Here is a 24,741-nt window from a genome sequence, read left to right as displayed (position 1 = left end):
GCTAACTATGTTTGATATGAAATGACTTAGGGCGTGTTAACTGCTCAAAACCAAGTACAGATAGACTGCACCCTCGGCCAGATTGCTTAACTCCTGTCCAAGCCAATGACGGGTCTAAATAATCACAACGATTTAAAAAAAATGTCCCTGTCTCAAGCCGTTCCCCCAGTGCTATCCCTCGATGAACATCTCGGGTAAAAATGCTGGCAGTCAAACCAAACTCACTATCATTCATCAACTCAATCGCTTGATTATCATCCTCAACACTCATAACCCCTACTACTGGACCAAATGACTCCTCAGTCATAACTCTCATATCATGGGTGACATTGGTTAAAATCTGCGGGGCAAGATAAGCCGTTCCTGGCTGACTTAAGGGAAATAATGATTCATCTATATGTGCAATGGCCCCTTGGGATAAGGCTTCGTTAATTTGTCCACGAACAAAATCTGCGGCCGCCACTTTCACTAAGGGCCCTAACGTCACATCACTATTATCGGCACGGCCTAATTGATAGGTTTGAGTTAACGCCACAGCTTTTGTGACAAACGCTTTATAGACACTCTGATGGACATAGATACGTTCAATACCACAACATGATTGGCCAGTATTGAAAAACGCGCCATCCACTAAAGTTTCAACTGCATTATCAATATCAGCATCTTCACGCACATAAGCAGGATCTTTTCCCCCAAGCTCTAAACCTACGCCTATAAACCGCCCTTGAGCGGCCTTCTCTACCATTTCCCCCCCATATACTGAACCGGTAAATGCCACATAGGCTATCTGCTCATTAGCAATAAGTGCTGAGGTATCTTGATGATTCATATGCAAATACTGAAATACCCCTTCAGGCATGCCCGCTTGGGTGAAGGCATCAAACAATCGCTCTGCACACAGAGGTGTTTGGGCTGAATGTTTTAAGATAACGGTATTGCCCGCGAGCAACGCAGGTACAATGGCATTGATAGCTGTAAGATAAGGGTAATTCCACGGCGCAATGACTAAAACCACCCCAAGTGATTCACGTTTGATATAACGGGTAAAACCCGGCTTGTTATCTGGCTCGATATCTGCGAGCGCCTGTTCACTCGCAGATATCATGTACTCACAACGCTCAACAACGCCAGCAAGCTCCCCAGCACCGTATCGAATAGGACGCCCCATCATCCAACTTAACTCTGAAGCTATCTCCTCTTTATGACTCACTAAAATATCGATGGCTGCCTGACAAAGCGCTTTACGTGTCGCCAGCGAGGTCGATTTCCAACTTTTTTCTGAGCCATTATATGCCTCAGATGCTCGTTTCACACAGGCATTCACTTGCTGCTTATCAGCTAAATTACGGGTGACATAAACACTGCCATCTATGGGTGAAATAGTTTGTTGTATCTTTTCCTTTTGAGCACTACTTTGTTGACCTCTAGCCTGTTGACCTCTAGTCTGCTGAGCATTGGTCTCACTGGCTTCACCTGATAATTTTGCAAATTGTGACATGTTCATTTACTACTGAACTCCCTTCAAAAGTTCCCTTCAAAAAAACGGATAGGCTTTATATGGCTCATTGAGCGTTAATGCTACGAAATCTGATTAGATAATCTCGAAATAGCGCTCCATCTCCCAATCACTGACATGCTTCCTAAACTCTCGCTCTTCCCACTCACGACTAATGGCAAAGTGCTCAACAAACTGCTCACCAAAACATTCCTTCGCCGCCTTAGACCGCTTAAATCGTTGAGCAGCGTCCCAAAGGGTGCCTGGAAGTGCAAGCGAGGCATCATGCTCCTGCTCATAGGCATTACCTTTGACCTGAGGCTTAGGCTCAAGTTGGTGCTCTATACCATATAAACCACTTGCGAGCGCCGCGGCCAAAGCAAGATAGGGATTAGCATCAGCTGCGCCTAATCGATACTCAATGCGTTGAGATTTTGCGCTGCCGGGGATCACTCTTAGCGCAGTGGTGCGGTTTTCAACGCCCCAAGTCGCATCAGTTGGGGCCCAGAAACCGGGCACCATACGAGAGTAGCTATTGATGGTGGGGGCTATCATGCACAAAAACTCTGGCATAAGCTGTTGTTGTCCGGCAAGGAAATGACGCTGCAACTTACTCATATTATGGGGTTGGCTGGGGTCGAAAAATGCCGACTGGCCACTTTTATCTTGCAGCGAAAGATGGATGTGACCACTTTGACCTGGATAATCACCGGACCATTTCGCCATAAATGTTGCCATCAAACCGCGCTTTTGTGCCAAAACCTTCATATAGGTCTTAAATAATGCGCCTTTATCTGCCGCCGCCTCTACACCATCTACTGCAATGGCAGCCTCAATAACGCCTGGGCCTGTCTCGGAGTGGATCCCTTCTATGGGAAAATCCATGGTTTCTCCCATAGATAAAATCGCTTCATACAGATCAGAATGTACCGAATTACGGATCATAGAATAGCCAAACCAATCTGGTGTCACGGTCTCTAAATTACGGAAGTTTTTTTCTCGAATGGAGTGAGGCGTTTCATTAAACAAGAAGAACTCATACTCAAGCGCACCCAGTGCCTTAAAGCCCATTTTATCGGCTTTTTCAATGATCCGTCTAAGTGTGCCTCTGGGGCAAACGGCTTCTGCTTCTTGTGTAAATTCAGCAATAAACAGTAACATGCCGTCTTCATCAACCACATCCCTACAGGTATGAGGTAAGATTTTAACCGGCGCATCCGGGTATCCTGTATGCCAGCCAGTGTACTTGGCATTATCATAAAGCTGATCTTTCATGTCCCAGCCAAGCACCACATCACAAAAGGCAAAACCTTTCTCTAATGAAGCGAAAAACTTAGCCTTAGACATATATTTGCCGCGCATCACACCATCATTATCAAAAATACCTACTTTGATATGACTTAATCCTCGCTCTTCAATAATGGCCATGGCATCTGCCACCGACTGAACTTCTCTTGCTTCCATAATTGAGCCTTCCTTTATTAATACCAGTGACGCCATGAGCGCTTAATGAGCTTTGCCACTATCAATACGTAATCAGTAAATGGAAACACGTAATACACAGTGCACTATTTACCCATCATGTAATTAATATTAGCTTTTAAAACCATTAGCATTTGAAATAACAAGTTATTTAAGTAACTTTTAAAATAGCTTTGAAAACGATTAGTGTTATAACAAGGGACAGCCTAAAAAATAGTCCTGTCCCCTTTTGGGAAATTTAGTTCAACTCAGATTCAGCCGACGCTATCATGTCAAACTCCTCCTCAGGCGCTGAAGCCACTAAGCGATGACGACTATAGAGTACAAAATAGGTCACCATCACAAGGTAGAACAGCGCCGACCAAGCAGCAGCTTGCATGCTGACAACAAAAGTTGATGCCAGTGCCACAATCGACAGCACTAACGCAATTGAAGAAGTTAGTATTCCCCCCGGAGTTCTATAGGGTCGCACTAATTCAGGCTCTTTCTTACGCAGTATGATGTGTGACAAACTCATCATGGCGTAGGAGATGGTTGCACCAAATACCGCCATTGTGATCATCAGATCGCCCTCACCGGTAAGCGACAGGAGAAAACCAATCACCCCAGGGACAATTAGGGCCCATACAGGCACTTTACGTTCACCAGACAAAGAGAGAAATCGCGGAATATATCCCGCTCTAGACAGGGCGAAAACTTGACGAGAATAAGCATAGATAATCGAGAAAAAGCTGGCGATCAAGCCAAACAATCCGACTAAATTGACAAATTTGGCAGCGATTGAATCGAGGCCATAGATTGATTGCAACGCACCGACCAAAGGTGCACCGTGCTCTTTCATGGCTTCCGCCCCGGCACCACCTGGTACCAGCAACAAAACGAGTGCGGCAAACACAATTAACACCAACATCGAAGCGATTATCCCTTTTGGCATATCTTTGGCTGGATTGGTGGCTTCTTCAGCGGCTAACGGCACTCCCTCAACAGCAAGGAATAACCACATAGCAAAAGGCAGTGCAGCCCAGATCCCCATATAGCCTTCAGGTAGGAAACTACTTGAACCTGCAACATCGGGGTTAGCCGCAATATCGAAAAGATTATCGACAGAAAAGTGTGGCAACATACCAAAGGTAAATACACCGATAGCGATCACCGCAAGTAGGGTGATCCCCATCATGATCCGTAAGGCTTGTGATGCCCCCCATAGATGAAGTCCAACAAAGATAAGATAAAATGCGCCATAAACAATGGGCCCATCAATACCGACTAGCTCATGGACATAACTGCCGATAAATATCGCAATTGCAGCAGGCGCAATGGCGTATTCGAGTAAGATAGCAGTACCGGTTAAAAAACCTCCCCAGGGTCCCATGGCTCGACGGGCAAAACTATAGCCACCTCCAGCCGTTGGCATAGAGGAGGACATTTCAGCCAGACTTAACACTAAGCAGATATACATCAGCCCCATGACTAAGGTCGCGATAAACATACCACCGAAACCGCCAAGCGCTAACCCAAAATTCCAACCTGCAAAATCTCCTGAAATCACATAAGACACACCGAGGCTCGCCAGTACAACCCAACCTGCAACGCCTTGTTTTAGCTGCCTCTTACTCATATATTCATCGGAAACGGCTTGACTCTCGATATTAGTATCTTTGGATTGTTCTAATCCTTGTAACTTTGACTCTTGTGACATGACACTTCCCTTTATCTTGGTTTGCGAAATGGCCCGAATACACACCAAAAGTTGGTGTTTCTCAAACCTAATGGCCTCCAGCCGGTACGACAACAACAATCATTTGTACTAACTTTCTAGTATTAATATTTCTTATACTAAATACATTTCCCCTTCGAAATCATTCAAGATAGTACCAAGCAGTATAAGTGCTAACCGATAGTGATCTTAGCCTCTAACCAAGGCAGTGTTTTTCTTAGTTCCGTGACAAAAGTGTGTTTAATAATCTCACAACTGTCTTTCGCCATCTGCAAAGGTAGATCGCCGAGTTCATGACGTCGGCACACTAAGGTCAATTGACGATGAAGCGGTGCCTTATTCGGTAAAGGTAAACAGCGAACTTGATTGAGTTCGATACCACTTTGATATAGACAAAGCGGCGTAGTGATAGTCCAGCCAATACCTGCCGCAACCATAGAGAGCACAGCAAAGGTATTATCCAATTGCAGCCTAATATTAGCCTCTATACCCAATCGCCTCAGATAGCGCTCTATTTCAGTACCGATAAGAGAATCTTGGTTATAGCGTACAAAATCGAGCTGAGCTTCGAGTTGCTTTAATTGCAGCAGAGTGCTCTCATCTTGGACACTCATTTTAAAATGCTTAGGCACAACCAGCACAAAAGGCTCTGAGATAATGGGGTATCTACAGATATCAGGGTTATCCTCTAAGGCATCATCTGAGATGATGATATCAAGCTGCCTCGAAAGCAGCGCATCAGCATGCATGTGTGAACGCCCAGTGGTTAAGGTCCAATTTTCAGTCCGTTTTTTAACAGACTCAATCAAAGGCTTACCTAATGCCGTAGCCAGTGAATCAACCAAAGCGATGCGCACTAAATGAAGTTGCTCAAAAGAGCCTTGAGATAATACTTTCTGGGTTTGCTCTGCTTGGGACAGAAGGTGAGTTGATTGGTCGAAAAAATACCGGCCAGCAATGGTCACCCCTATCGGTCTGACGCTGCGATCGAGTAACTGGGCCTTTACCGATTTTTCCAGTACAGCTAACGTCTGGGAGACCGAAGATTGTGTTAAGCCAAGGCGTCTTGCCGTTTCTGTCATATTGCCCGTTTGAGCCGTCATAACAAACACTTGCAAAGCTTTTAAATCAAAGTCAAATGAGCGCACTGTCACCTACATTTTGGCTTAATAGATTCAAAAACATGCCATGAAATAGTATTGTTTAGTAGCTTTTTCGTTCAAAAATCGTAAATTGATAAGCTTAGATACATTTAACATTCAACCTCCCTCAAATAGAGATTTAGAGCATTAAACTGGATTTAAATAAAAATACAGTGATAACAACCATGACTTGTTTTTTAATTTACGACAATATAATAGCAGTAGATCAGCGCTTCATTAATTAGTATTCAATGGCAAGCAGTCCCGGAAATCGAGTAAGGAAGACGTAATGGAATCATCATGTCCAAAGATAGTGATCATTGGTGGGGGCGCTGGTGGTTTAGAGCTTGCGACTCAGCTAGGCCATAAACTTGGCAGAAAGAATAAAGCACAAATTGTGCTTGTCGATAAAAACAGAACGCATATCTGGAAACCACTGCTACACGAAGTCGCTACAGGCTCCTTAGATGCCGATCTCGATGGGGTGGTTTATTCTGCTCATGCAGCAAAACATGGTTACCAATTTCAGCTCGGTACCTTTTGCGGACTTGATGCAGATAATAAGTCAGTCAAGGTCGCTCCTATTACAGATGAAACAGGAAACGTATTATTACCTGAGCGACAAATTCACTATGACACATTAGTTATTGCTATCGGGAGCGTCAGCAATGACTTCAATACACCGGGAGTGAAAGACCATTGCTTCTTTCTCGACTCTCATCAGCAAGCCAATCGGTTTCACCACGCCTTACTAGATAGCTTCACCCGAGTACATCAATCTGAGTCTATCAATGAGCTTAATATCGCCATTGTTGGCGGTGGTGCCACTGGCGTAGAACTGTCTGCAGAGCTTTACCATGTGACTGATCTGCTAAAGATATATGGTCTGAGCAAGATGACCAAAGATAAACTCAATATTCACTTGATTGAAGCTGGACCGCGTATTCTTCCCGCATTGCCCGAACGCATAGCAATGTCTGCTAGACGCGAGCTCAGTAAGCTTGGCGTTAACGTCATGGAAAATACCCGCATAAGCGAAGCAAACGCCTCTGGTTTCGTTACATCAGACGGGAAATTGATCGAAGCCAATTTAATGTTGTGGGCCGCCGGGGTCAAGGCGCCAGACTTTATCAAAAATATCGAACTGTTTGAGTTAAATCGTGCCAATCAAATCATGGTAAAGGCAAACCTACGCAGCAGCACCAATGATGATATCTTTGTGATTGGCGATTGCTGTGCCTGTCAGCAAGCCGATGGCAGCTTTGTGCCCCCAAGGGCTCAATCGGCGCATCAGATGGCACAATGTGTCGAGCAAAATATTCTTCATGACCTTAAGGGCGAAGCATTAGAATCTTACAATTATGTCGATCATGGCTCCCTAGTTAACCTGTCTCGTTTCAGCACTGTAGGTAGCCTGATGGGCAATTTGACCAAAAATAGTATGTTTATCGAAGGTAAAATTGCTCGGTTTGTGTATATATCACTTTATCGTATGCATCAAAAAGCGATACATGGCAGCTTCAAAACCTTAGCGCTCTGGCTAGCAGAAAAAGTATTAAGAGTCGTACGACCTAGGATGAAACTTCACTAAAGGGAGGATTTAATATCTAGGGGTGTCTGGCAATAGGGAAAACTATATTAAACTTTGTCCCTTTGCCAACTTCACTCACACAGGTTATCTCCCCTTTAAGTACCTGTGTAATGAGGTTAAACACGATATAGAGGCCTAGACCACTCCCACCCGTACCTCGCCGGGTGGTATAAAATGGTTCAAACACCATAGCAACGGTTTCAGGCTCCATGCCGTGTCCATCATCTTTAAAACTAAGTTGAACATTGTCTTCAATTTGCTGAACATTAATGGTTATGACGCCATCTGTATCACTTTCAAAAGCATGGGTTGTTGCATTTAACAGTAAGTTTCTTAGCACTAACTTCAATGTATCTGGGTAGGTTTCAACGCAAGTGTCACGGTCGCCAGCAATCAAGATTTTATGGTGAGTTGGATCGATATCTGGCAGTATTTCAGCAATCATTTCATCAATATGCGCCATAAGGTTAAATCTAGATAGCACCTCGGATGACACATCGACAGCAACCAACTTGAAATTTTTAATTAAATTGGTGGCTCTAGTTAAATTTGAAAGTATCATCTCTGAAGATTGAATGGTGGATTCAGAATAACTGACCAAATCTTGTACCTCTAAACTCTCCTCTTTTAACTTGTCTTCAAGATGTTTCACCTCTCCTTGAATATAGGACGCTGCTGTCACACAGACTCCAATAGGTGTATTAAGCTCATGAGCCACACCAGCAACGAGGCGACCTAATGATGCCATTTTCTCAGCTTTCACCAATTTATCTTGAGCTGAAAGTAGATGCTCCATCGACTCCTGTAACTCTCGAGTTCTCTCTTTAACTAACTCCTCAAGATGCTCTTTATGAAGCCTTAACTCCTCTTCAGCACGCTTTTTAGTTTTAAAAGCGTTATCTAGCCTTAACCTCTCCTTAAAAAGCTCAAGAAAGACCCCTACTTTACTCTTTAATATTTCATCATTAATCGGTTTAACTAAGTAATCAACAGCGCCACTTATGTAGCCTTTAAATTCAAACGCTTCTTCACGAGCAAAAGCAGTAATAAATATAACAGGAATATGCGATGTTTTTGGATGGTCCAATATTAAAGAAGCGGCCTCAAACCCATCCATGCCGGGCATCTGAACATCCATTAAGATAAGAAAAAAGTCATGTTTATGGGCCACAGCTAATGCCTGCTGACCAGACATTGCTTTAATAAACTCTAGATTCAAAGGAGCTAGAATACGTTCATAGACCCTTAGATTATTCGGCTCGTCATCAACAATGAGAATTTTAGGACGAATCTGTTCCATTATTAGCTTGTCCTCGATTAATCGTCTGGTTTAACGAGACCCAGATCAACTAAATATTGCCCAAGTTCATCAAGCGGTACTAAGCCGTCCACATCAACGAGATCACGTGCAGCTTTTGGCATTACATCAATCTCTGCCGTGAGAGGTTCTTGCACAACTGCCAACCCGCCATATCGTTTTACCGTTAATAAACCTTGACTGCCATCCGCATTAGCTCCAGTAAGTATAAGTCCAATTAATTGATTCTTGTAGCAAGCCGCTGCAGATTCAAACAATACATCGATAGAGGGGATAGAATAGTTAACAGGCGGATCTATGCTTAGACTTATTGTTTCATTACGCTCAACAAGCAAATGATACATAGCAGGAGCAATATAAACTGTTGAGGGCAATACAGGCTCCCCTGATTGTGCTTCTTTCACTCTAATCGCTGAAAGGTCATCTAAATACTCCACTAGAAAATGATCAGCATCATGGTGCCTATGCTGAACAATCAACACAGATAAACTAAAGTCTGCTGGCAGCTTAGGTAGAATTTGAGAAAGTGCGTTTAGACCACCAGCTGACACACCTATTACCAGCGCTTTATACATAAATGAGCCGCCTGTAAATCTTCTCTTTCTCACTAAAATGTTCAAAACTATCTGCCACTGTACTAAATTCTAAGGTCTCTTTATCGCCTAATAATAAAAAACCGCGTGGTATAAGGCTCTCTTTAAATAACTGAAAAACTCTATTTTGGAGCTGACGATTGAAGTAGATTAAAACGTTTCTGCATACAATCAGATGCATCTCAGCAAAACATTGATCTTTCATCAGGTTATGGTTGGCAAAGGTGATATGCTTTTTTAATGAATCAGACATGATTGCAGAATTAAATTTAGCTAAGTAATAGTCCGCAAACGATCCCCGCCCACCAGCTTCTAGATAATTTTTCGTAAACAGTTTTATCTTCTGAGCTGGGTAGATCCCTTTTTCAGCTATCTCTAAAGAATGGTTATTATAATCGGTTGCATATAGCCTAGTTTTATCGAGTAATCCCTCCTCCTTTAGCATTATCGCCATCGAGTAGACCTCTTCGCCAGTGGCACAACCAGCATGCCAAATATTGACTCGTGAATAAGTTTTTAACTGGGTGAAAACCGCTTCTCTTATTACTTTAAATACACTTGGCTCACGAAACATCTCTGTGACTGTGACTGACATATCACGAAGAAATAGGTCAAAAAATGCTTGATCATGCATAATTTTTGGCAACATTTCAGACACTGAATTTAGATCAGATAACTGAACTCGATTGAGGATCCTGCGTTCAATTGATGCACGGGCATAATCTCTAAAATCATAACCATATCGGAAGTTTATTGCTTCAAGCAGCTGATTAACTTCAAATTCAAGCATCTCCTCCCGCTTCATCATTAACTCCTCTAATTTCTAAATAACCAGATACGCATAATTGATAATAGCTTTTCAAAGTCAATCGGCTTCGTCAGGTATTCAGATGCACCAGCTAGTAGGGATTGCTCTCTATCTTCAGGCATGGTTTTAGCTGTTAAGGCGATAATGGGGATATTGCTGTAATGACTCATTGCACGGATTTTTATCGTAGCCTCATGCCCGTCCATCTCAGGCATCATGGTATCCATCAGCACCAGTTCAAAATCGTGCTCAAGGTTAAGCTGTTCAACCGCTTCCTTTCCGTTATGTGCCATATCAACTTCAAAGCCAGTTTCAATCAGACGTTTAGAGAGTGCATAGGTGTTTCGCATATCATCATCAACCAATAAAATTTTCCTGCCTTTTAGCATAGCGTCTTCATCATGAAGCATATGAATACTCTCTTTGCTGTCAGGGCAAAACCTTGATTCAATATCATGCAGAAACAATGAGATATCATCGAGTAAACGTTCTGCGGAGCCTACGCCTTTAATCACGATGCTCGATGAGTATTTATTCAGTTCATCTTGTTCTTTGTCGGTGATCTCCTTGCCCGTATAGATAATCACAGGCGGTGTGCGCGCCAGGTCGCTCGCATCAACGCGCTTAAGGACTTCAAAACCACTGATATCTGGAAGGCCGAGATCTAAAATAATACAGTCATATTGACCTGTCATAATCTCCTCAACTCCCTCAATACCGTTATCTACACATTCAATATCAATATCACTGTTTTCAAGCAGCCTAATGATCGATGTCCGGTTACCTAAATCATCCTCAATGACTAAAACATGGCGTAACTCTGAAGCAGAAAATGATTTTATTTCGTCAAAGACAGTTAATAGTTGCTCCTGACTAACTGGTTTAGTTTTTAATCCTATGGCTCCCTGAACGAGCGCCATATTACGGTCTTCACTGTGCGCAGAGATTATCTCGACAGGGATATGGCGAGTTTTAAGGTTAAACTTGAGCTGTTCAAGCACCTGATGACCATCAATATCAGGTAACATAATATCGAGGATAATTCCCGTTGGCAGGTATTGTTGTGCCAAGTAGATCCCCATCCGGCCATCACCCGCAACTAAGGCTTTATAGCCGTTCTCCCTAGCATGATCTCTTAAAATTTTCGCGAAATTCTTATCATCATCGATAATGAGTAAGCTACGGTCATCATCAGCTATCGTGTCACGATCATCAGGTATAAACTCAGGATAAGGTTGAAGCACAACAACATCTGGCTCTGATTCAGACCCAGTTTTTGTAGCTTTAGCTTGGCCAGAATTAACTATTTTCACATCCGAAACCAAACCTTTTGCGCCCCCAGTTTTTTCATCGATGCCGTCTGAGTCATAACTATTAGGCAAGTACAAGGTAAACTGGCTACCCTGTGCTACTGTACTTTGTAATTGGATCTCACCACCAAGCAGACGTGTAAGCTCCCTTGCGATCGTTAACCCTAAACCTGTACCGCCATATTTACGACTCGTTGAGCCATCCTCTTGCTGGAAAGCCTCAAAGATAGCCAATAATTTATCCTCAGGAATACCGATACCCGTATCAAGAACAGAAAATGCAATTGCTTTTCTGGCATCTAAGCTACTGTGTGTAAAGAGCATATCAGGATCCGAGAACCCCACATTAAGTGTGACTGAGCCAGTTTCAGTAAATTTAAGCGCATTGGAGAGTAAATTACGTAACACCTGCTCAACCCGTTGTCCGTCACTGGTAAATGTATCTGGTAAGCTTTCATCAAGATTAATATTAAGTTCAAGCCCTCGACTTTTAGCGATAGGTTCAAATACTTGCTTTAAATTTCTAGAAATTGATACAAAGCTGACCGCTTCGATATGAACGCTTAATTTTCCCGCCTCAACCTTAGACAGATCCATGATGTCATTAATCAGTGAGAGTAAGTTATTGCCTCCTTCAAATATTACCTTGGCATCTTCAACTTCTATCTCATCAAGATGTTGGCTTTTGTTATCGGCTAAGCCCTTTGCAAGTAGAAGTAAACTGTTCAATGGCGTGCGTAATTCGTGACTCATGTTCGCGAGAAACTCAGATTTATACTTACTCGCTAACGCTAATTCATTAGCTTTAATCGTTAAATCATTTTTTGCCGCATCAATCTCATCTCTTTGTCTCTTTAAGAAAACTTGTTTCTCCTCGAGCTCCTCATTTGATACTTTCAGCTCTTCACTTTGCTGCTTAAGCTCCTCCTCAGACGCCTTAAGCAGTTCAGTCTGCTCCATCAGGTTTTCATTTGAACTTTTTAACTCCTCCTGCTGAGCTTGTAACTCCTGTGATTGCCGTTGAGTCTCAACGAGCAATATTTGAGTCTGCTCTTGATTGCGTAAATTATTAATCACAATCCCAAGGCTTGAACTTATCAACTCCATTAATTCAACTTGTTCATCTAAAAATGACTGAAAAGAGGCTAGCTCAATCACTCCCATTAACTCAGTCTCAAATAGCACTGGCACCAGCAATATATTTAACGGATCTTTTTCACCTAACCCTGAATTGATTTGTATATAGTCTGTAGGTACTTGGGTGAGTAGTATTGTTTTTCTCTCTTTACCGCATTGGCCAACAAGACCTTCTCCCAAAGGAATTAAAGATAGAACAGCTTTTCGCTTTTTAAATGCATAACTCCCTGAGAGTGATAGTCCCTGTTGCTGCTCAGTTTTCGTATAGGTATAGAGTACCCCGTGACCAGCATTCATCATTTCAGCAAGCGCAGAGATGATGTCATCGGCCATCGACTCTACATTGGTAGCCCCTTGAGTCAGCTCATTGATTTTTGACACCTGATTTTTTAATTCATTTTGTTTCAACAGATCATCATTCTTTGCCTTGAGTTCCAACTCATACTGTTTCTCTTTACTGATATCGCGTACAAAGCCAGTAAATACCGTATCATCACCTTGTTTAACTTCCCCAACAGTTAAATACATAGGAAACGTTGACCCATCTTTTTTAAGGCCGATAACTTCACGGCCTTGTCCTATGACCTTCTTAACACCTGTTGTAAGGTAATTATCAAGGTAACCGTCATGCTCTTCGGTAAACGGGCTTGGCATTAAGGAATTAATTTTATTTCCAATTAATTCATCAGCACGGTATTGAAACAGGGACTGAGCTGCCGAGTTACAAGCAATAATCCCCCCTTTAGTCGAAATAGATAAGATGGCATCTAAACATGTATCAACCATGCCACGGTTAAGACTTTCACTCTTGAGCATGTCACGCTCAAATAGTTTTTGTTGGCTAATGTCACGAATAAAACCGGTAAAGATAACCCCAGACTCTAGCTGCACCTCGCCAACCGATAAATATATCGGAAACTGGCTACCATCACTTCTCAACCCGAGTAACTCTCGACCTTTTCCTATGACTTTCTTAATGCCTGTATTTAGATAGTTTGATAGGTAGCCATCATGCTCGCTAGAAAATGGCTCAGGCATTAACATTTTCACATTTGACCCAAGTAACTGCTCACTGGAATAGTTAAACAGCACTTCGGTAGCTGAATTGCACGATAAGATAATGCCTTTAGGGCTAATGGAGACAATGCCATCGAGTGAAGTATTAACCAGCGCCTTATTTAATGACTCACTGCTAACAATATCTTTTTCATACTGTTTCTGAGCACTGATATCTCGAATAAACCCAGTAAATATAGTTTCATCAGCTAACGTTACCTCGCCGACGGATAGAAAAATCGGAAAGGTAGTCCCATCACTACGAAGTGCTACCACTTCTCTACCTTGGCCTATCACATTTTTAATACCGGATGATTTATATCGGCTTAAATAAGCATCATGTTCAGAGTGAAAAGGTTCAGGCATTAAGACTTTGATATTTTGGCCTAAAAGTGACTCAGATGAATAATTAAACATCTTCTCAACCGACGCATTGACCGATAAAATTTGTCCTTCAGGAGTAATTGTAATAATGCCATCAACTGCTGTATTCACTATGCCTTTATTGATGGACTCACTTTTTGCTAGCGATAAATTTCTTTCCAGGATCTGAGTCTTCATCTCATGTAAAGCCACACCTAAACGGTCTGTTTGACTCTTAGTGATCACCTCTTTTGAAAAATCGCCCCTTGCTATAGCATCTGCGTGTTCGGCAACCGTATTTAAGGTCGCTATCATGGTATTAATTGATTGAGATAACGCTCCAATTTCATCAGCACTAGACCATGAAACTGTCCGGCTAAGATCGCCAAGTGCAATCGAGTCAGCAACAAACTTTAACTCTTTCATAGGCTTGATGATCTGTCTAGCCATCACCCAAAAGATTAACAAACTTAATAGTGCAGAGACTAAAACCAACAGCATAATTCCCTTCAGCCCCTCTTGTTCATGCCGCTCTGCGCTCATCAGAGAGTTATCAGTAAACACCTCAACCTCAGCAAGCAAAGCGACTATCTGCTCACCAAGTACCTCCTCTAGCTTTTCTACAGCGGCAATAATGGATTGGTTTTTGTTATGATCCCACTGGCCTGTGCTTATTTGATTTAAAATAGAAAGTGAATCCCGTTCAAACTTTTGATGCTCAGCTTTTAGCTCTATTAACCTGTCAACGACCAAGCTAAACTCCGCAATGTCCTCCCCGTTGAGGCTAGCATTTATATCCTGTTCCATTTCAGAAATGACATCATCTATCTCAACAGCAACAGTATTTGATAGGCTAAGAAACTTTTGATTTGCCGTGTTAAACCTTTTACTCAGCTTAGATAGGCTTAAACTGTTATCCGCAGCAAGCTCCTCATCAATTCGCATCTCCTCGCCTAATCGCAGTGACTTTTCAAAAAACACCTCCATTTCTAATAGGTGAGACTCAATACTCGTTAAGCTTTTTATCAAAGGCAGATCGGTTTGAGCCACCTCCTCTATCTCACTACTAATTAAGGCCATCAAGCCCAAAGAGTAAGCCCCTAACATCATCATAAGTGTTAGGTTCAGTGAGGCTGCAAGGATTAATTTTTTAGTGATAGTAAATTTAAACATAGAGCGGGCTTTAACTTGAGTCATCATGAGACTTATACCTGCTTGTTTCTAATATTTAGGAGAGCATTAGGGAATTGCTATTGACTCTTACCATCGAATAGCACGCTATAAGGTGTCGATTTATGTAAAAGCATAGTAAATAAAATCAAAGTCTGATCACCTGCGCGTCAGGCTCGGTTTTACGACTGTATTATTCAGCTAAATATCGGCATGAATTTTCCACTGTCGCCATTAGCTTATTAGATATTCATAAATGTAGTTTGTTTATACCGTTCGGTATAAGAAGTGGTCAGCTAATCAGCTTGTTTGACTGCTTAATCTATGGTGAATAAATGCCGGAGTCATCCCCTCTTTTGAACGCATTCAATACAAGAATAGATACCCCTAAAGTAGATAAACGGTGAGTTATTTAATCTCTTTTAAAAATCTCACCACTTGATCTAAATCGCGGGTACGTGCCATAGGCGGAAGAGAGTTTAAAAATGCCTGACCATATTCACGGTTAACGATACGGTTATCACATAAGATCAATACGCCCTTATCTTTTTCATCCCTGATAAGGCGACCGACTCCTTGGTTTAGGGATATCACAGCCTGAGGCAGGGAAAGAGCGGTAAAAGGATCGCCTCCCCCTCTTGCAACACTCTCAGCTCTTGCGCGGTACAAGGTATCGCTGGGTGAAACAAAGGGCAGCTTATCAATAATGACACAACTTAATAGCTTACCTCTGACGTCGACACCTTCCCAAAATGCCCCCGTCCCAAGCAACACAGCATTGCCTAACTGTCTGAACTTACTTAGTAAGCTTTGTTTATTTGCCTGGCCCTGCACTAATATTGGATACTGAAGCCGACTCATCAATACCTGAGCGACAGCATTCATCATTCTATGGCTGGTAAACAAAATAAAGGTACGGCCTTGAGCCGCATCAACAGCTTTTATGGCAATATCGACTAACTCTCTCACTGCAGCCTGCTGGTTACTGACTTTTGATAGATGCCTAGGCACACAAAGGAGCGCATTATTGTGATAGTCGAAGGGACTGTCTAATATCATCTGTTTACTGCCATCAATACCGAGTCCTTTGGTAAAGAGGCTCAAGTCACGATTTATCTGTAGTGTTGCAGAGGTAAATATCCAGCTTGTTTTAGCTTCAAATAACTTCTCACACTCTTTTGCCACATTAATAGGCGCAATATTGAGTATGAGATATCGATGGCCATAGTCGATACTGTAAGCGGCTTGTGTATTTTCACAGTGAAAAAACACACTGAGCTTGCTGGACAACGTCACTAACTTTTCAGTGCAATCATCAAGTGCCTCACTACGGCCTATATGCCCGAGTAATTGACGCTCTAAGGCCTTTAACTCTTCGATTATGGTCCAAGAAGCCGCTGCAATATCTCTATTGCCCATTAACAAGCGCCAATCAGTCTCATAGAGGTCAAACATCTGTTGGTGCCACCCATGTAGCTGACTTACACAACGAGCCGCCAGCTGCTCAATTTGCGCAGAGTCCCTTAATTCAGCTCGATAAACTTCAATGATCTGTCCAAGTAAACGCTCTAAGCTTCGGGTTGAAACTTGCTGACCGAAAGTTGCCACAGCAATATCGGGAAGCAGATGTGCTTCATCAAATATCACCACATCGGGATCGGGTAGCAATTCAGCAAAACCAGTATCTTTAAGCACTCGATCGGCGAAGAAAAGGTGATGGTTTACCACGATAACCTTTGCATCCATGGCTCGCACCCGAGCTTTACGACTGTAACAAGCCTCATAGTGATCACACCGCTTACCCGTACACTTATCTTGTGTACTGGCGATTAAAGGTAAAGCCGCTGAATTCTCTGAGACCGAAGTCAGCCCGCCGAGGTCGCCATCATTTGTTTGTCCTGCCCATTGATTAATGCGAAGGAGATCGTCTACCACCTTAGGATCGTGTGAATCACATGCTGCGATCTGATTCTCTAGCAAGAGTTGACATAAATAGTTACTACGTCCCTTTAACAGCGCGACCTTGGGAGAGAGGGATAACATATTAAGTAGAGCTGGGAGGTCTTTGAAAAAAAGTTGCTCTTGTAAGTTCTTGCTGCCAGTGCTGACAATAACTTGCTTACCACTTAGCAGTGTCGGGATAAGGTAGGCAAATGTTTTCCCAACACCAGTGCCAGCTTCGACAACTAAGTTACTCGTTTCACTGATAGCTTGGCTGACGGCCGATGCCATCTGTTTTTGAACGGCTCGAGCATTATAGCCCTTAATATGCTGAGCGAGTATGCCATCCGTATCGAAGGCTTGCTCACTGTTAACTGTCAGTCTGCTGCTCAATGCGTTCTCATATTTAGAACATTAAAAGCAGTATTATCCCTGTTTACGCCGATGCTTCAAGGCTAAGGGAGCTATTTATATTGGAAATAAATGATTAGTCGATAAAAGCGGCCTTAAAGAATGCAAGCAGGTTAAGATTAAACTCTTCAGGCTTAATACAGCGGTCAATCTGGTCCTTATACTTAGAGTGGCTGAGGTCAATCTCTTCCATAGCAACGGCTTGTTTTAGTCTGATATTATAAAAAACACGCACGCAAGGAGTCAGTGGCTTACTTCTATTGAGTTTACTTATAAGCCCAATTTTACCACTGTTAAGACAGACTAATGTCCCTATAGGATAAACACCTAAACATTGAATAAACTGCTCAACTAACGCCTCATCATAACAAGTTGGCGCATCCATAATCAGGTTCTTAAAGGCGGCAATGGGGTGCATGCCTGGCTTGTACACACGCTCGGCAGTCATCGCATCATAACTATCAATAATTGCTATCATCAATCCGTACTCTGAAATCTCGCCTCCCTCCAGTTCATCTGGATAACCGGTTCCATCTAGTCGTTCATGATGCTCTTTAACGATACTGAGCACGATATCAGAGATCTCAGGCGTCTCTTCAAGTACTCTTAACCCCAGTAACACATGATCTTGCATGACCTCATACTCAACCTGAGTATATTTTCCAGACTTATGAAGAATTTCATCTGGAACCAGCACTTTACCAATATCATGGAGAAACGCCCCTAAAGCCAGCTCCTCAATAGTCGGCCTATCAAAGCCTAAGTGCTTAGCAAAAATGGTCATCAATATGGAAACATTTAAGGAGTGCTCTACCAAGTATTCATCTTTTATTCGAAGGCGAGACATACAGGAAAGTGCGTCTTGATTTCTAAAAATGGAGTCGACCATGGCATTGGTACTTTCCTGTACTTCAGCAAGATCGATTACCCGCCCTTCCGTAATAGATGTCAGCACTTTTTGCTGCAGTAGCTTAGCATTGCTGTAGAGACTATTAGCCTGCTTCATCTCCTGCGCTAAAGACACTTTAGGCTGTTCATCTTTAGGTTGTTCCCTCACAGGTTCAAGCATGATGTTATCAATGTTTTCCCGCAATTTTTCACGAGCAGGATCAACACAAACCTTGTTAACCCCAAGCTTTATCAACTTGTTAATCGCTTCATCATCTTGAATATACCCCTCAGATTTTACACTGAGTTTATTGCTGCCAGTCGAAACAGATACAACATACATACCTGGTTTTAAGGCATTGATTGAGATGTTGTTAAAGCAAGCCTCTTCTGGATGACTCATAGGCCGGAAGACTCCGTGCAATATTGATAAGAAATAAAAGTATAGTCACTATCCACCGCACCATAGAGCAGATTGCACTACAATAGCGTTAATTTAATATCTTCAAATCGATAGACTTTTCCACCAAACTCTGTTGAAAATGCGATTGCATCAGACTGCTGTTTAAAGCTGGCTAAGGTTCTCCCCATCGCACCAGTTTGATTGGAGCCAGCGACATACCAAGCATGACGAGCATCGATAAAGTGTGCATCATCCGGGCTCCCCCAGGGAACTTGACTCATATCATGAACATAGATCTCTTTCACTTGATGCTGGAATTCAGGGTCAAGAATAAAACTAAACAGATCTCGGGTAGAGCAAAATTTCTTCACCACGTCTGATGTTTTAATGTAACTCTCCCCCTTAGGGCCTGGAAAGTTGCTAATAAGCATGCCGCATAGGTGACACTCATCATCAGATTCGATAAATGCAGCCTGACGCACACTAACTTGCTGCTTACTCTCACTGCAACCGGAAAGGATTAAGCTTGTAAGAAAGGCCGACATAACAAATGCTTGTGTAATATATTTCATTCGCAACTCACTCTGTATAAGGCAATAAATCAAATAAACTAAATGCAACCCACTCAATCTAAATAACTAAATCTAAACGGTTAATTTATAGTGTTTTTCTATTAAAAATAATATTGGCAATAAAAAGTGGAACGATTATCCAGATTGCCATAGTGATCAGTAACGTCATCGGGGATTGAGTCGCATTAATCGCGACTGATAAAACACCGTTAACATCAGAAGTATCAAGGCTAGCGAGGTTAATTAAGCGAAACAGATCGGCAGGATTAAGCATCAATAAATGCACTAGATTTTGCTGACTAAGCCCATCCTCGACTCCAATCAAGAGGCCAAGCAGCGCGAGATCGAACACTAAAACAAAGAAAAACCAAACCATTAAGGCAAGCCCTGCAGCTTTTGATTTTTCACTGACAGCGAGGCTAATCAAGTAAGCGATAGCAATAAAGCATAGCCCGAGTAAGATGGCAGTTAAAATAAAGAGTGCAAACGCTGGTATAACTTGTTCAGGCCCTGATTGAATCGATAACAAAATAGCAGCTGCACCGAACCCTAAGCAGGTTGCTAAACTGATGATCATTCCCTGGCCGATAAACTTACCTAACAAGAGTTGACTGTGAGTGATCGGATAGCTGAGCAAGAGTAATAAAGTACCGGACTCCTGCTCGCCAACAAAACTATCATAGGCAATCAACAGAGCGATAAGCGGAATAAGAAAAACAGCAAGGCTAGATAGACTCGCAATTGTCGCCGAGAGTGAAGCTGCGCCAATTTGACCAGAAGCAAGCGTACCGTAGTAGCTCAGCCCCAAAGACATGATCGCAAAAATCAAAGTGATCGAGATAAACCAGCGGTTTCTTAAACCATCTTGAAATTCCTTTAACGCTACGGCAATAGATGGATTCATGGACGGGCCTCCATTAAATGCGTTTTGCTAATCTTATTCGAATCACGGGCTACAGTGAGAGTTGAACCTGATGAACAAGCAAACTTGGCGCTCAGGTAGTATTGATAAACTTGTTCAAGCGTCGCGCTTTCAACCTTAATATCAGTTATTCCTTCACATGCCATCAACTGTTTAAGCAAGATCATTTTATGACTTTCTGGAACCACAAGTTTATCTGCTCCCTGGAGTAATGGGCTAAAACGGCTATCGGTTCTTAACGAGCCATTTAAGCCTGAGGTGTAGATATTGACGGGCAGACTTGCCCTGTCACGCAGTTGAGGCAAAGTCCCCACAGCGCGTTGTTGACCATCAGATAAGATCATTGCTCTATCGATATGTTGCTCAACGCCAGGTAAGACATGAGAGCAAAGAATAATACTCGCGCCATCCGATTTGAGCTTATCTACACTCAGATAAAACTCTTGAGTCGCGATAGGATCTAACCCCACAGTAGGTTCATCGAGGAGTAATAGCTTAGGTTGCCCAAGAAAAGCCTGAGCTAAACCAAGCCGCTGACGCATCCCTTTCGAGTAAGTTTTAACTGGACGGTTCATCGCATGTATCAGACCAACCTGCTCCAGTAACCTAACCACATGACTTTTAGGCACAGATTTCAACCTGGCAAAATAGGTCAAGCACTCTGTTGCGGTGAGGTGATCATAAAAACTAACATTTTCAGGAAGGTAACCAATTTTTTTTCGCCCTTCGAATGCCAGCTTTGATAAGGGATCAACACCAAACACCGCCACTTCACCGTCGGATGGATCTAAAATCCCCAATATCAATTTCATCATGGTGGTCTTGCCAGCCCCATTATGACCAAAAAGCCCCATGACCTCCCCAGCGCTAAGTTGTAGATCTATATCCTTTAGCGCCTGTACCCCACGGTACTGCTTACTGACCTGATTAAGAGACACAATGTTTGTACTCATACGATTACTTAACCTCTTTCATTGTGTTGCCTTGAGCTACTACAAGCGTATCGGCTGCAATAGTTATCTTGCTTGGCTCTAGTGGGTTACTTGATTTGTTAGATACCAATACAGGACTTTCCATCAAGGGAAAGCTGTCTTTTACTCCTGCTGGTTTTAATACTGGAAATTGCGTCTGGATCCAACGAAGAATTAGCACTGCAGGACTATCAAGCAGTACCTTAGCTTCAGGATACTGCCACACGAGTTTATCTATGCCGTCATTGGGCTCAAAAGCATCATCTCCTCGACCATCATTATTGAGATCCCAGCCAAGATAGTTACTCCAGAAATTTCCTGTACCGTCCAAGCTCCACTCCTGCTCGGCATTTGAGACATACTTCACCTGTAGTGGATTATTGATAAAGCTATTGGCATATACTTTGGTATTCTCTGAGCCTGCTGTCAGGTGGATACCTATTTCAGCAGTATCAATCACATTGTGGCTAATAGTGTTATACGCGGAGTTATAAACAAATAGCCCCTTACCTTCTCGGCCTATCACCTTGTGTTCAGGCTTAGTCCACACATTACTGATACGGTTATGGCTTATGGTTGAAGCGGTAATGAAATTAAGAAGAAAACCATAATCTTCACTGTCTCGAGTAACGTTATCTGTCACGGTGAGCATCTTGGAGCTCATCAAGGCGTAACCCGCTCGAGTGTTATAGGCCAGATTGTTTTTGACTTGATTACTGTGGGAGTACATATAGTGAATACCATAACGAAGATCGTGCATGGTATTGTTTGATAATAGATTGTGCTGACTCGAGATGATATAGAGGCCATCTCTGGTAAAGCTTATCTCATTGTTAGTCACTTCGACGTTTTGCACTATCGACAACTGAATGCCATTGCCTCTATCAGCGGAACGTAGTTTAGGGTTACCTATAACAGCATTACCTGTGACTTTTATCTCTTTGCCTTTTTGCAACCAGATCCCGAAACCATCCCCCTGCAGATTGTTATTACGAATGATGAGTGAACTTGCCTTTTTATCGGAATAGATCCCTGAATTTTGTGCGGTAAGATCATCGCCCCAATTGGTGATTGAAAGATTCTCTACCGTAATATTTGACCCTTGGAGTAGCAAGCCATGCCCCTTCCCCCCAGCATCTATCGTGGCGTGGTGGTTGCCATCTAACGTCAAGGCTTGCTTGATAATGAAGTTCCCCATATATCTGCCCTTTCCTAGCGAGATGATGTCACCGGAGGCAGCCATATCCAAAACGGCTTGCAGCTCTTGCTGCGCATTCACTTCGATACGTTTAGCCTGCGCAGAGTTAAGCTGCCAGAGAGAGATAAAACAAAACAACAGTAATCGTTTCATGAGTATGATATTGCCTCTTAACACTGGGGATAAAGCCAAAGTTAATGCCCTATTTGTTACGGTTAACAAATAAACACGAGTACCGAAACAGCACTTCTGGCTATCAAACGCAGAGGCATACTCCTTCGATACTCAAGTTTTCATGCAATATTAAAGCTTATGCTTCAACCAGCATGCGACCTCTCATCTCCATGTGCAGTGCATGGCAGAACCAGTTACAGTAAAACCATTGCACACCTGGTTTATTCGCTACAAAGGTGATCGATGAGGTGGCTTGTGGCCCGACTTCCATCTGCACACCATGATTAGTCATACAGAACCCATGAGTGACGTCTTCAACTCTATCTAAATTAGTCACCACTACGGTGACCTCATCACCTAACTTGACCTTAAATTCACTTAAGCCAAATGCCGGCGCAATAGAGGTCATATAAACGGTCACCTTGTTACCTTTACGGATCACCTTATTATCCATCTCAAGGTTGACACCATCCGCCTTTGCCATCGCAACAGTTTCTGCAAAGATAGGATCATCACGAGTCCACAGCTTGTTTGGCTTCATCTTAGAGCGATGTACAATCATGCAATCATGGGGTTCGGCAAATGTGGGGCCATCATGGACGAGCTTCATTTCATCGCCGGATATGTCAATAAGCTGATCATTTTCAGGACGCAGGGGTCCCACTGGTAGGAATCGATCCTTAGAGAATTTACAAAGTGAAACCAGCCATTTACCATCCGCATCTCGAGTTTCACCTTGTGAAGTATGGTTATGCCCAGGTTGATAATGCACATCAAGCTTTTGCTTGATGTAATTAATTTTCTCACCGTTATAAGCCTTAATGGCATCCTCAACATTCCACTTGGCAATTTGACTATCTAAGAAGAGTGTTGTGTAGGCATAACCTTTGTTATCAAATGCGGTATGCAGAGGCCCTAGACCTAGCTCAGGCTCTGCAACTATGGTGTCTCTTGGCTTAATCTTGTCTGCAAAAAGGTCATCAAGTTTGGCGATGGAGATAACCGACACTGTGGGTGACAGCTTACCGTTAGCCACAAAATACTGACCACTTGGCGAGGTATTCATGCCGTGAGGTGACTTAGGTACTGGGATATATCGAGTTAGCTCAGAGCCTTTTGTCCCATCGAGTACTGGTACCTTATTGCCATTATAGGTTTTGAATTTGCCAGCTTTCAGGGCGGCTTCACAACGCGCTAGGCTAAAGACCACCACATGATCACGCTCAGCGGTCATCATTTCACCTAAGTTCATCCCCATTTCTGAGTTATAACAAGTTGAGGCAAAGTACTTACCATCATAGTCAGCATCAGTATTGTCTAGGTTGCCGTCAACCATCACCTGAAACGCGACTTCCATCGTTTCCGCATCAATCACATTAAACAGTGAGCGGTAGGTAGACACATCCTCTAAGTTCTCTTTTCCGTTATTATCAAGCGGTATTTCAAATTCACCATTACAGATAACATATTTAGTGTATGGCACCTTTTGAACACGTAGACCATGTATCGCTTGGACATTAGGTACAGTGATCATCTTATCTGTCTTCATGACGTCACAACGTATCCGCGCGACACGTGAGTTAGCTTTATCGTTAATAAATACATATTTACCGTTGTAGCTACCATCAGTCATGCTCATATGCGGGTGATGTGAATCACCGGCAAGAATATGCGCACTGTCACCTTTAATGCGCTTACTTTCATTGGTTAACCCCCAACCTGTAGCACTATCGACATTAAACACAGGGATACGCATTAACTCGCGCATAGAGGGAAGTCCCATGATGCGGACTTCACCTGAATGACCTCCACTCCAGAAACCATAATATTCATCGAGATCGCCTGGATGCACAAAAGGACTGTTTGACGCTTCAGCAGCTTTTGCTTTTGCCATTGTGGCAAACATGCCAGCTGTCATAGGAGCGGCGACAGCGCCAGCACCAATCATGGCCGTTTTGCCCATAAATTTGCGGCGTCCAGCATCTTGCAACTCAGCTTGTTGATGACTCGTCACGCCATCATCTGTTTTATCTTGCATAATTACGTCTCCATCCTAGGTTGATTTCATTTATCGTTTTA

At 42.8% G+C, this 24,741-nt stretch carries 16 protein-coding genes; 1 reads left to right on the top strand and 15 read right to left on the bottom strand.

All coding sequences use genetic code 11. From position 1 onward, the window contains the following. Position 1: 1 nt before the first annotated feature. From BM736_RS05960 to BM736_RS05945, 4 genes are all read right to left on the bottom strand, one after another. Positions 2–1,504: an aldehyde dehydrogenase family protein gene (locus BM736_RS05960; RefSeq protein WP_083699854.1), complete on the bottom strand. Its 1,503-nt coding sequence runs from the start codon at positions 1,502–1,504 to the stop codon at positions 2–4. An 87-nt stretch (positions 1,505–1,591) separates the two neighbouring features. Further along, positions 1,592–2,959: a glutamine synthetase family protein gene (locus tag BM736_RS05955; protein WP_076409691.1), complete on the bottom strand. Its 1,368-nt coding sequence runs from the start codon at positions 2,957–2,959 to the stop codon at positions 1,592–1,594. A gap of 256 nt (positions 2,960–3,215) precedes the next feature. Then, positions 3,216–4,676, bottom strand: coding sequence for an ethanolamine permease (eat, locus tag BM736_RS05950; RefSeq protein WP_076409690.1), 1,461 nt, complete (start codon positions 4,674–4,676; stop codon positions 3,216–3,218). A gap of 191 nt (positions 4,677–4,867) precedes the next feature. Next, a complete protein-coding gene (locus tag BM736_RS05945; protein ID WP_076409687.1) occupies positions 4,868–5,842 on the bottom strand; it encodes a LysR family transcriptional regulator in 975 nt (324 codons plus the stop codon). Positions 5,843–6,125: 283 nt separating this feature from the next. Here BM736_RS05945 and BM736_RS05940 point away from each other — a divergent pair, with 283 nt between their 5' ends. Beyond that, positions 6,126–7,427, top strand: a complete 1,302-nt coding sequence (locus tag BM736_RS05940; RefSeq protein ID WP_076409685.1) for an NAD(P)/FAD-dependent oxidoreductase — start codon at positions 6,126–6,128, stop codon at positions 7,425–7,427. 16 nt (positions 7,428–7,443) lie between these two features. Here the strand turns inward: BM736_RS05940 and BM736_RS05935 are convergent, their stop codons facing one another. The 11 genes from BM736_RS05935 to nosZ form a co-directional block, all read right to left on the bottom strand. After that, positions 7,444–8,727 (bottom strand): hybrid sensor histidine kinase/response regulator, encoded by a 1,284-nt coding sequence (locus tag BM736_RS05935; RefSeq protein WP_076409683.1) that lies wholly within the window; start codon positions 8,725–8,727, stop codon positions 7,444–7,446. Positions 8,728–8,744: 17 nt separating this feature from the next. Further along, positions 8,745–9,320, bottom strand: a complete 576-nt coding sequence (locus BM736_RS05930; RefSeq protein WP_076409680.1) for a chemotaxis protein CheB — start codon at positions 9,318–9,320, stop codon at positions 8,745–8,747. Continuing rightward, complete coding sequence (locus BM736_RS05925; protein WP_218638745.1) at positions 9,313–10,146, bottom strand: protein-glutamate O-methyltransferase CheR; 834 nt, start codon at positions 10,144–10,146, stop codon at positions 9,313–9,315. The genes BM736_RS05930 and BM736_RS05925 overlap by 8 nt, the downstream gene beginning before the upstream one ends. 8 nt (positions 10,147–10,154) lie before the next feature. Beyond that, a complete protein-coding gene (locus tag BM736_RS05920; protein ID WP_256717727.1) occupies positions 10,155–15,212 on the bottom strand; it encodes a PAS domain S-box protein in 5,058 nt (1,685 codons plus the stop codon). Positions 15,213–15,590: 378 nt separating this feature from the next. Beyond that, positions 15,591–17,516, bottom strand: coding sequence for an ATP-dependent DNA helicase (locus BM736_RS05915; protein WP_076409676.1), 1,926 nt, complete (start codon positions 17,514–17,516; stop codon positions 15,591–15,593). Between the two features lie 94 nt (positions 17,517–17,610). Then, on the bottom strand, positions 17,611–18,825 hold the full coding sequence (locus tag BM736_RS05910; RefSeq protein ID WP_076409674.1) for an HD-GYP domain-containing protein: 1,215 nt from the start codon (positions 18,823–18,825) through the stop codon (positions 17,611–17,613). A gap of 77 nt (positions 18,826–18,902) precedes the next feature. Beyond that, the gene (locus BM736_RS05905) at positions 18,903–19,397 is read right to left on the bottom strand and encodes a nitrous oxide reductase accessory protein NosL (RefSeq protein ID WP_076409672.1); all 495 of its coding nucleotides are present in this window, start codon (positions 19,395–19,397) and stop codon (positions 18,903–18,905) included. A gap of 85 nt (positions 19,398–19,482) precedes the next feature. Then, a complete protein-coding gene (locus BM736_RS05900; RefSeq protein ID WP_076409670.1) occupies positions 19,483–20,301 on the bottom strand; it encodes an ABC transporter permease in 819 nt (272 codons plus the stop codon). Further along, on the bottom strand, positions 20,298–21,272 hold the full coding sequence (locus tag BM736_RS05895) for an ABC transporter ATP-binding protein (protein ID WP_076409668.1): 975 nt from the start codon (positions 21,270–21,272) through the stop codon (positions 20,298–20,300). The genes BM736_RS05900 and BM736_RS05895 overlap by 4 nt, the downstream gene beginning before the upstream one ends. A gap of 4 nt (positions 21,273–21,276) precedes the next feature. Continuing rightward, on the bottom strand, positions 21,277–22,641 hold the full coding sequence (locus tag BM736_RS05890; protein WP_143562327.1) for a nitrous oxide reductase family maturation protein NosD: 1,365 nt from the start codon (positions 22,639–22,641) through the stop codon (positions 21,277–21,279). A 157-nt stretch (positions 22,642–22,798) separates the two neighbouring features. Then, positions 22,799–24,700, bottom strand: a complete 1,902-nt coding sequence (gene nosZ, locus BM736_RS05885) for a TAT-dependent nitrous-oxide reductase (RefSeq protein ID WP_083699852.1) — start codon at positions 24,698–24,700, stop codon at positions 22,799–22,801. Positions 24,701–24,741 lie beyond the last annotated feature (41 nt).

The organism is Shewanella sp. UCD-KL12 (assembly GCF_001957125.1).
Lineage (GTDB): Bacteria > Pseudomonadota > Gammaproteobacteria > Enterobacterales > Shewanellaceae > Shewanella.
Note: the sequence above shows the minus strand (reverse complement) of the source record. Positions and strands in the feature narration are given on the sequence as shown.

What these genes read in the sequence shown, in the direction of transcription:
- BM736_RS05960 (WP_083699854.1), bottom strand. Translation starts at nt 1,504, where the DNA reads ATGAACATGTCACAATTTGCAAAATTATCAGGTGAAGCCAGTGAGACC.
- BM736_RS05955 (WP_076409691.1), bottom strand. Translation starts at nt 2,959, where the DNA reads ATGGAAGCAAGAGAAGTTCAGTCGGTGGCAGATGCCATGGCCATTATT.
- eat (WP_076409690.1), bottom strand. Translation starts at nt 4,676, where the DNA reads ATGTCACAAGAGTCAAAGTTACAAGGATTAGAACAATCCAAAGATACT.
- BM736_RS05940 (WP_076409685.1), top strand. Translation starts at nt 6,126, where the DNA reads ATGGAATCATCATGTCCAAAGATAGTGATCATTGGTGGGGGCGCTGGT.
- BM736_RS05935 (WP_076409683.1), bottom strand. Translation starts at nt 8,727, where the DNA reads ATGGAACAGATTCGTCCTAAAATTCTCATTGTTGATGACGAGCCGAAT.
- BM736_RS05930 (WP_076409680.1), bottom strand. Translation starts at nt 9,320, where the DNA reads ATGTATAAAGCGCTGGTAATAGGTGTGTCAGCTGGTGGTCTAAACGCA.
- BM736_RS05925 (WP_218638745.1), bottom strand. Translation starts at nt 10,146, where the DNA reads ATGATGAAGCGGGAGGAGATGCTTGAATTTGAAGTTAATCAGCTGCTT.
- BM736_RS05920 (WP_256717727.1), bottom strand. Translation starts at nt 15,212, where the DNA reads ATGATGACTCAAGTTAAAGCCCGCTCTATGTTTAAATTTACTATCACT.
- BM736_RS05910 (WP_076409674.1), bottom strand. Translation starts at nt 18,825, where the DNA reads ATGAGTCATCCAGAAGAGGCTTGCTTTAACAACATCTCAATCAATGCC.
- BM736_RS05905 (WP_076409672.1), bottom strand. Translation starts at nt 19,397, where the DNA reads ATGAAATATATTACACAAGCATTTGTTATGTCGGCCTTTCTTACAAGC.
- BM736_RS05900 (WP_076409670.1), bottom strand. Translation starts at nt 20,301, where the DNA reads ATGAATCCATCTATTGCCGTAGCGTTAAAGGAATTTCAAGATGGTTTA.
- BM736_RS05895 (WP_076409668.1), bottom strand. Translation starts at nt 21,272, where the DNA reads ATGAGTACAAACATTGTGTCTCTTAATCAGGTCAGTAAGCAGTACCGT.
- BM736_RS05890 (WP_143562327.1), bottom strand. Translation starts at nt 22,641, where the DNA reads ATGAAACGATTACTGTTGTTTTGTTTTATCTCTCTCTGGCAGCTTAAC.
- nosZ (WP_083699852.1), bottom strand. Translation starts at nt 24,700, where the DNA reads ATGCAAGATAAAACAGATGATGGCGTGACGAGTCATCAACAAGCTGAG.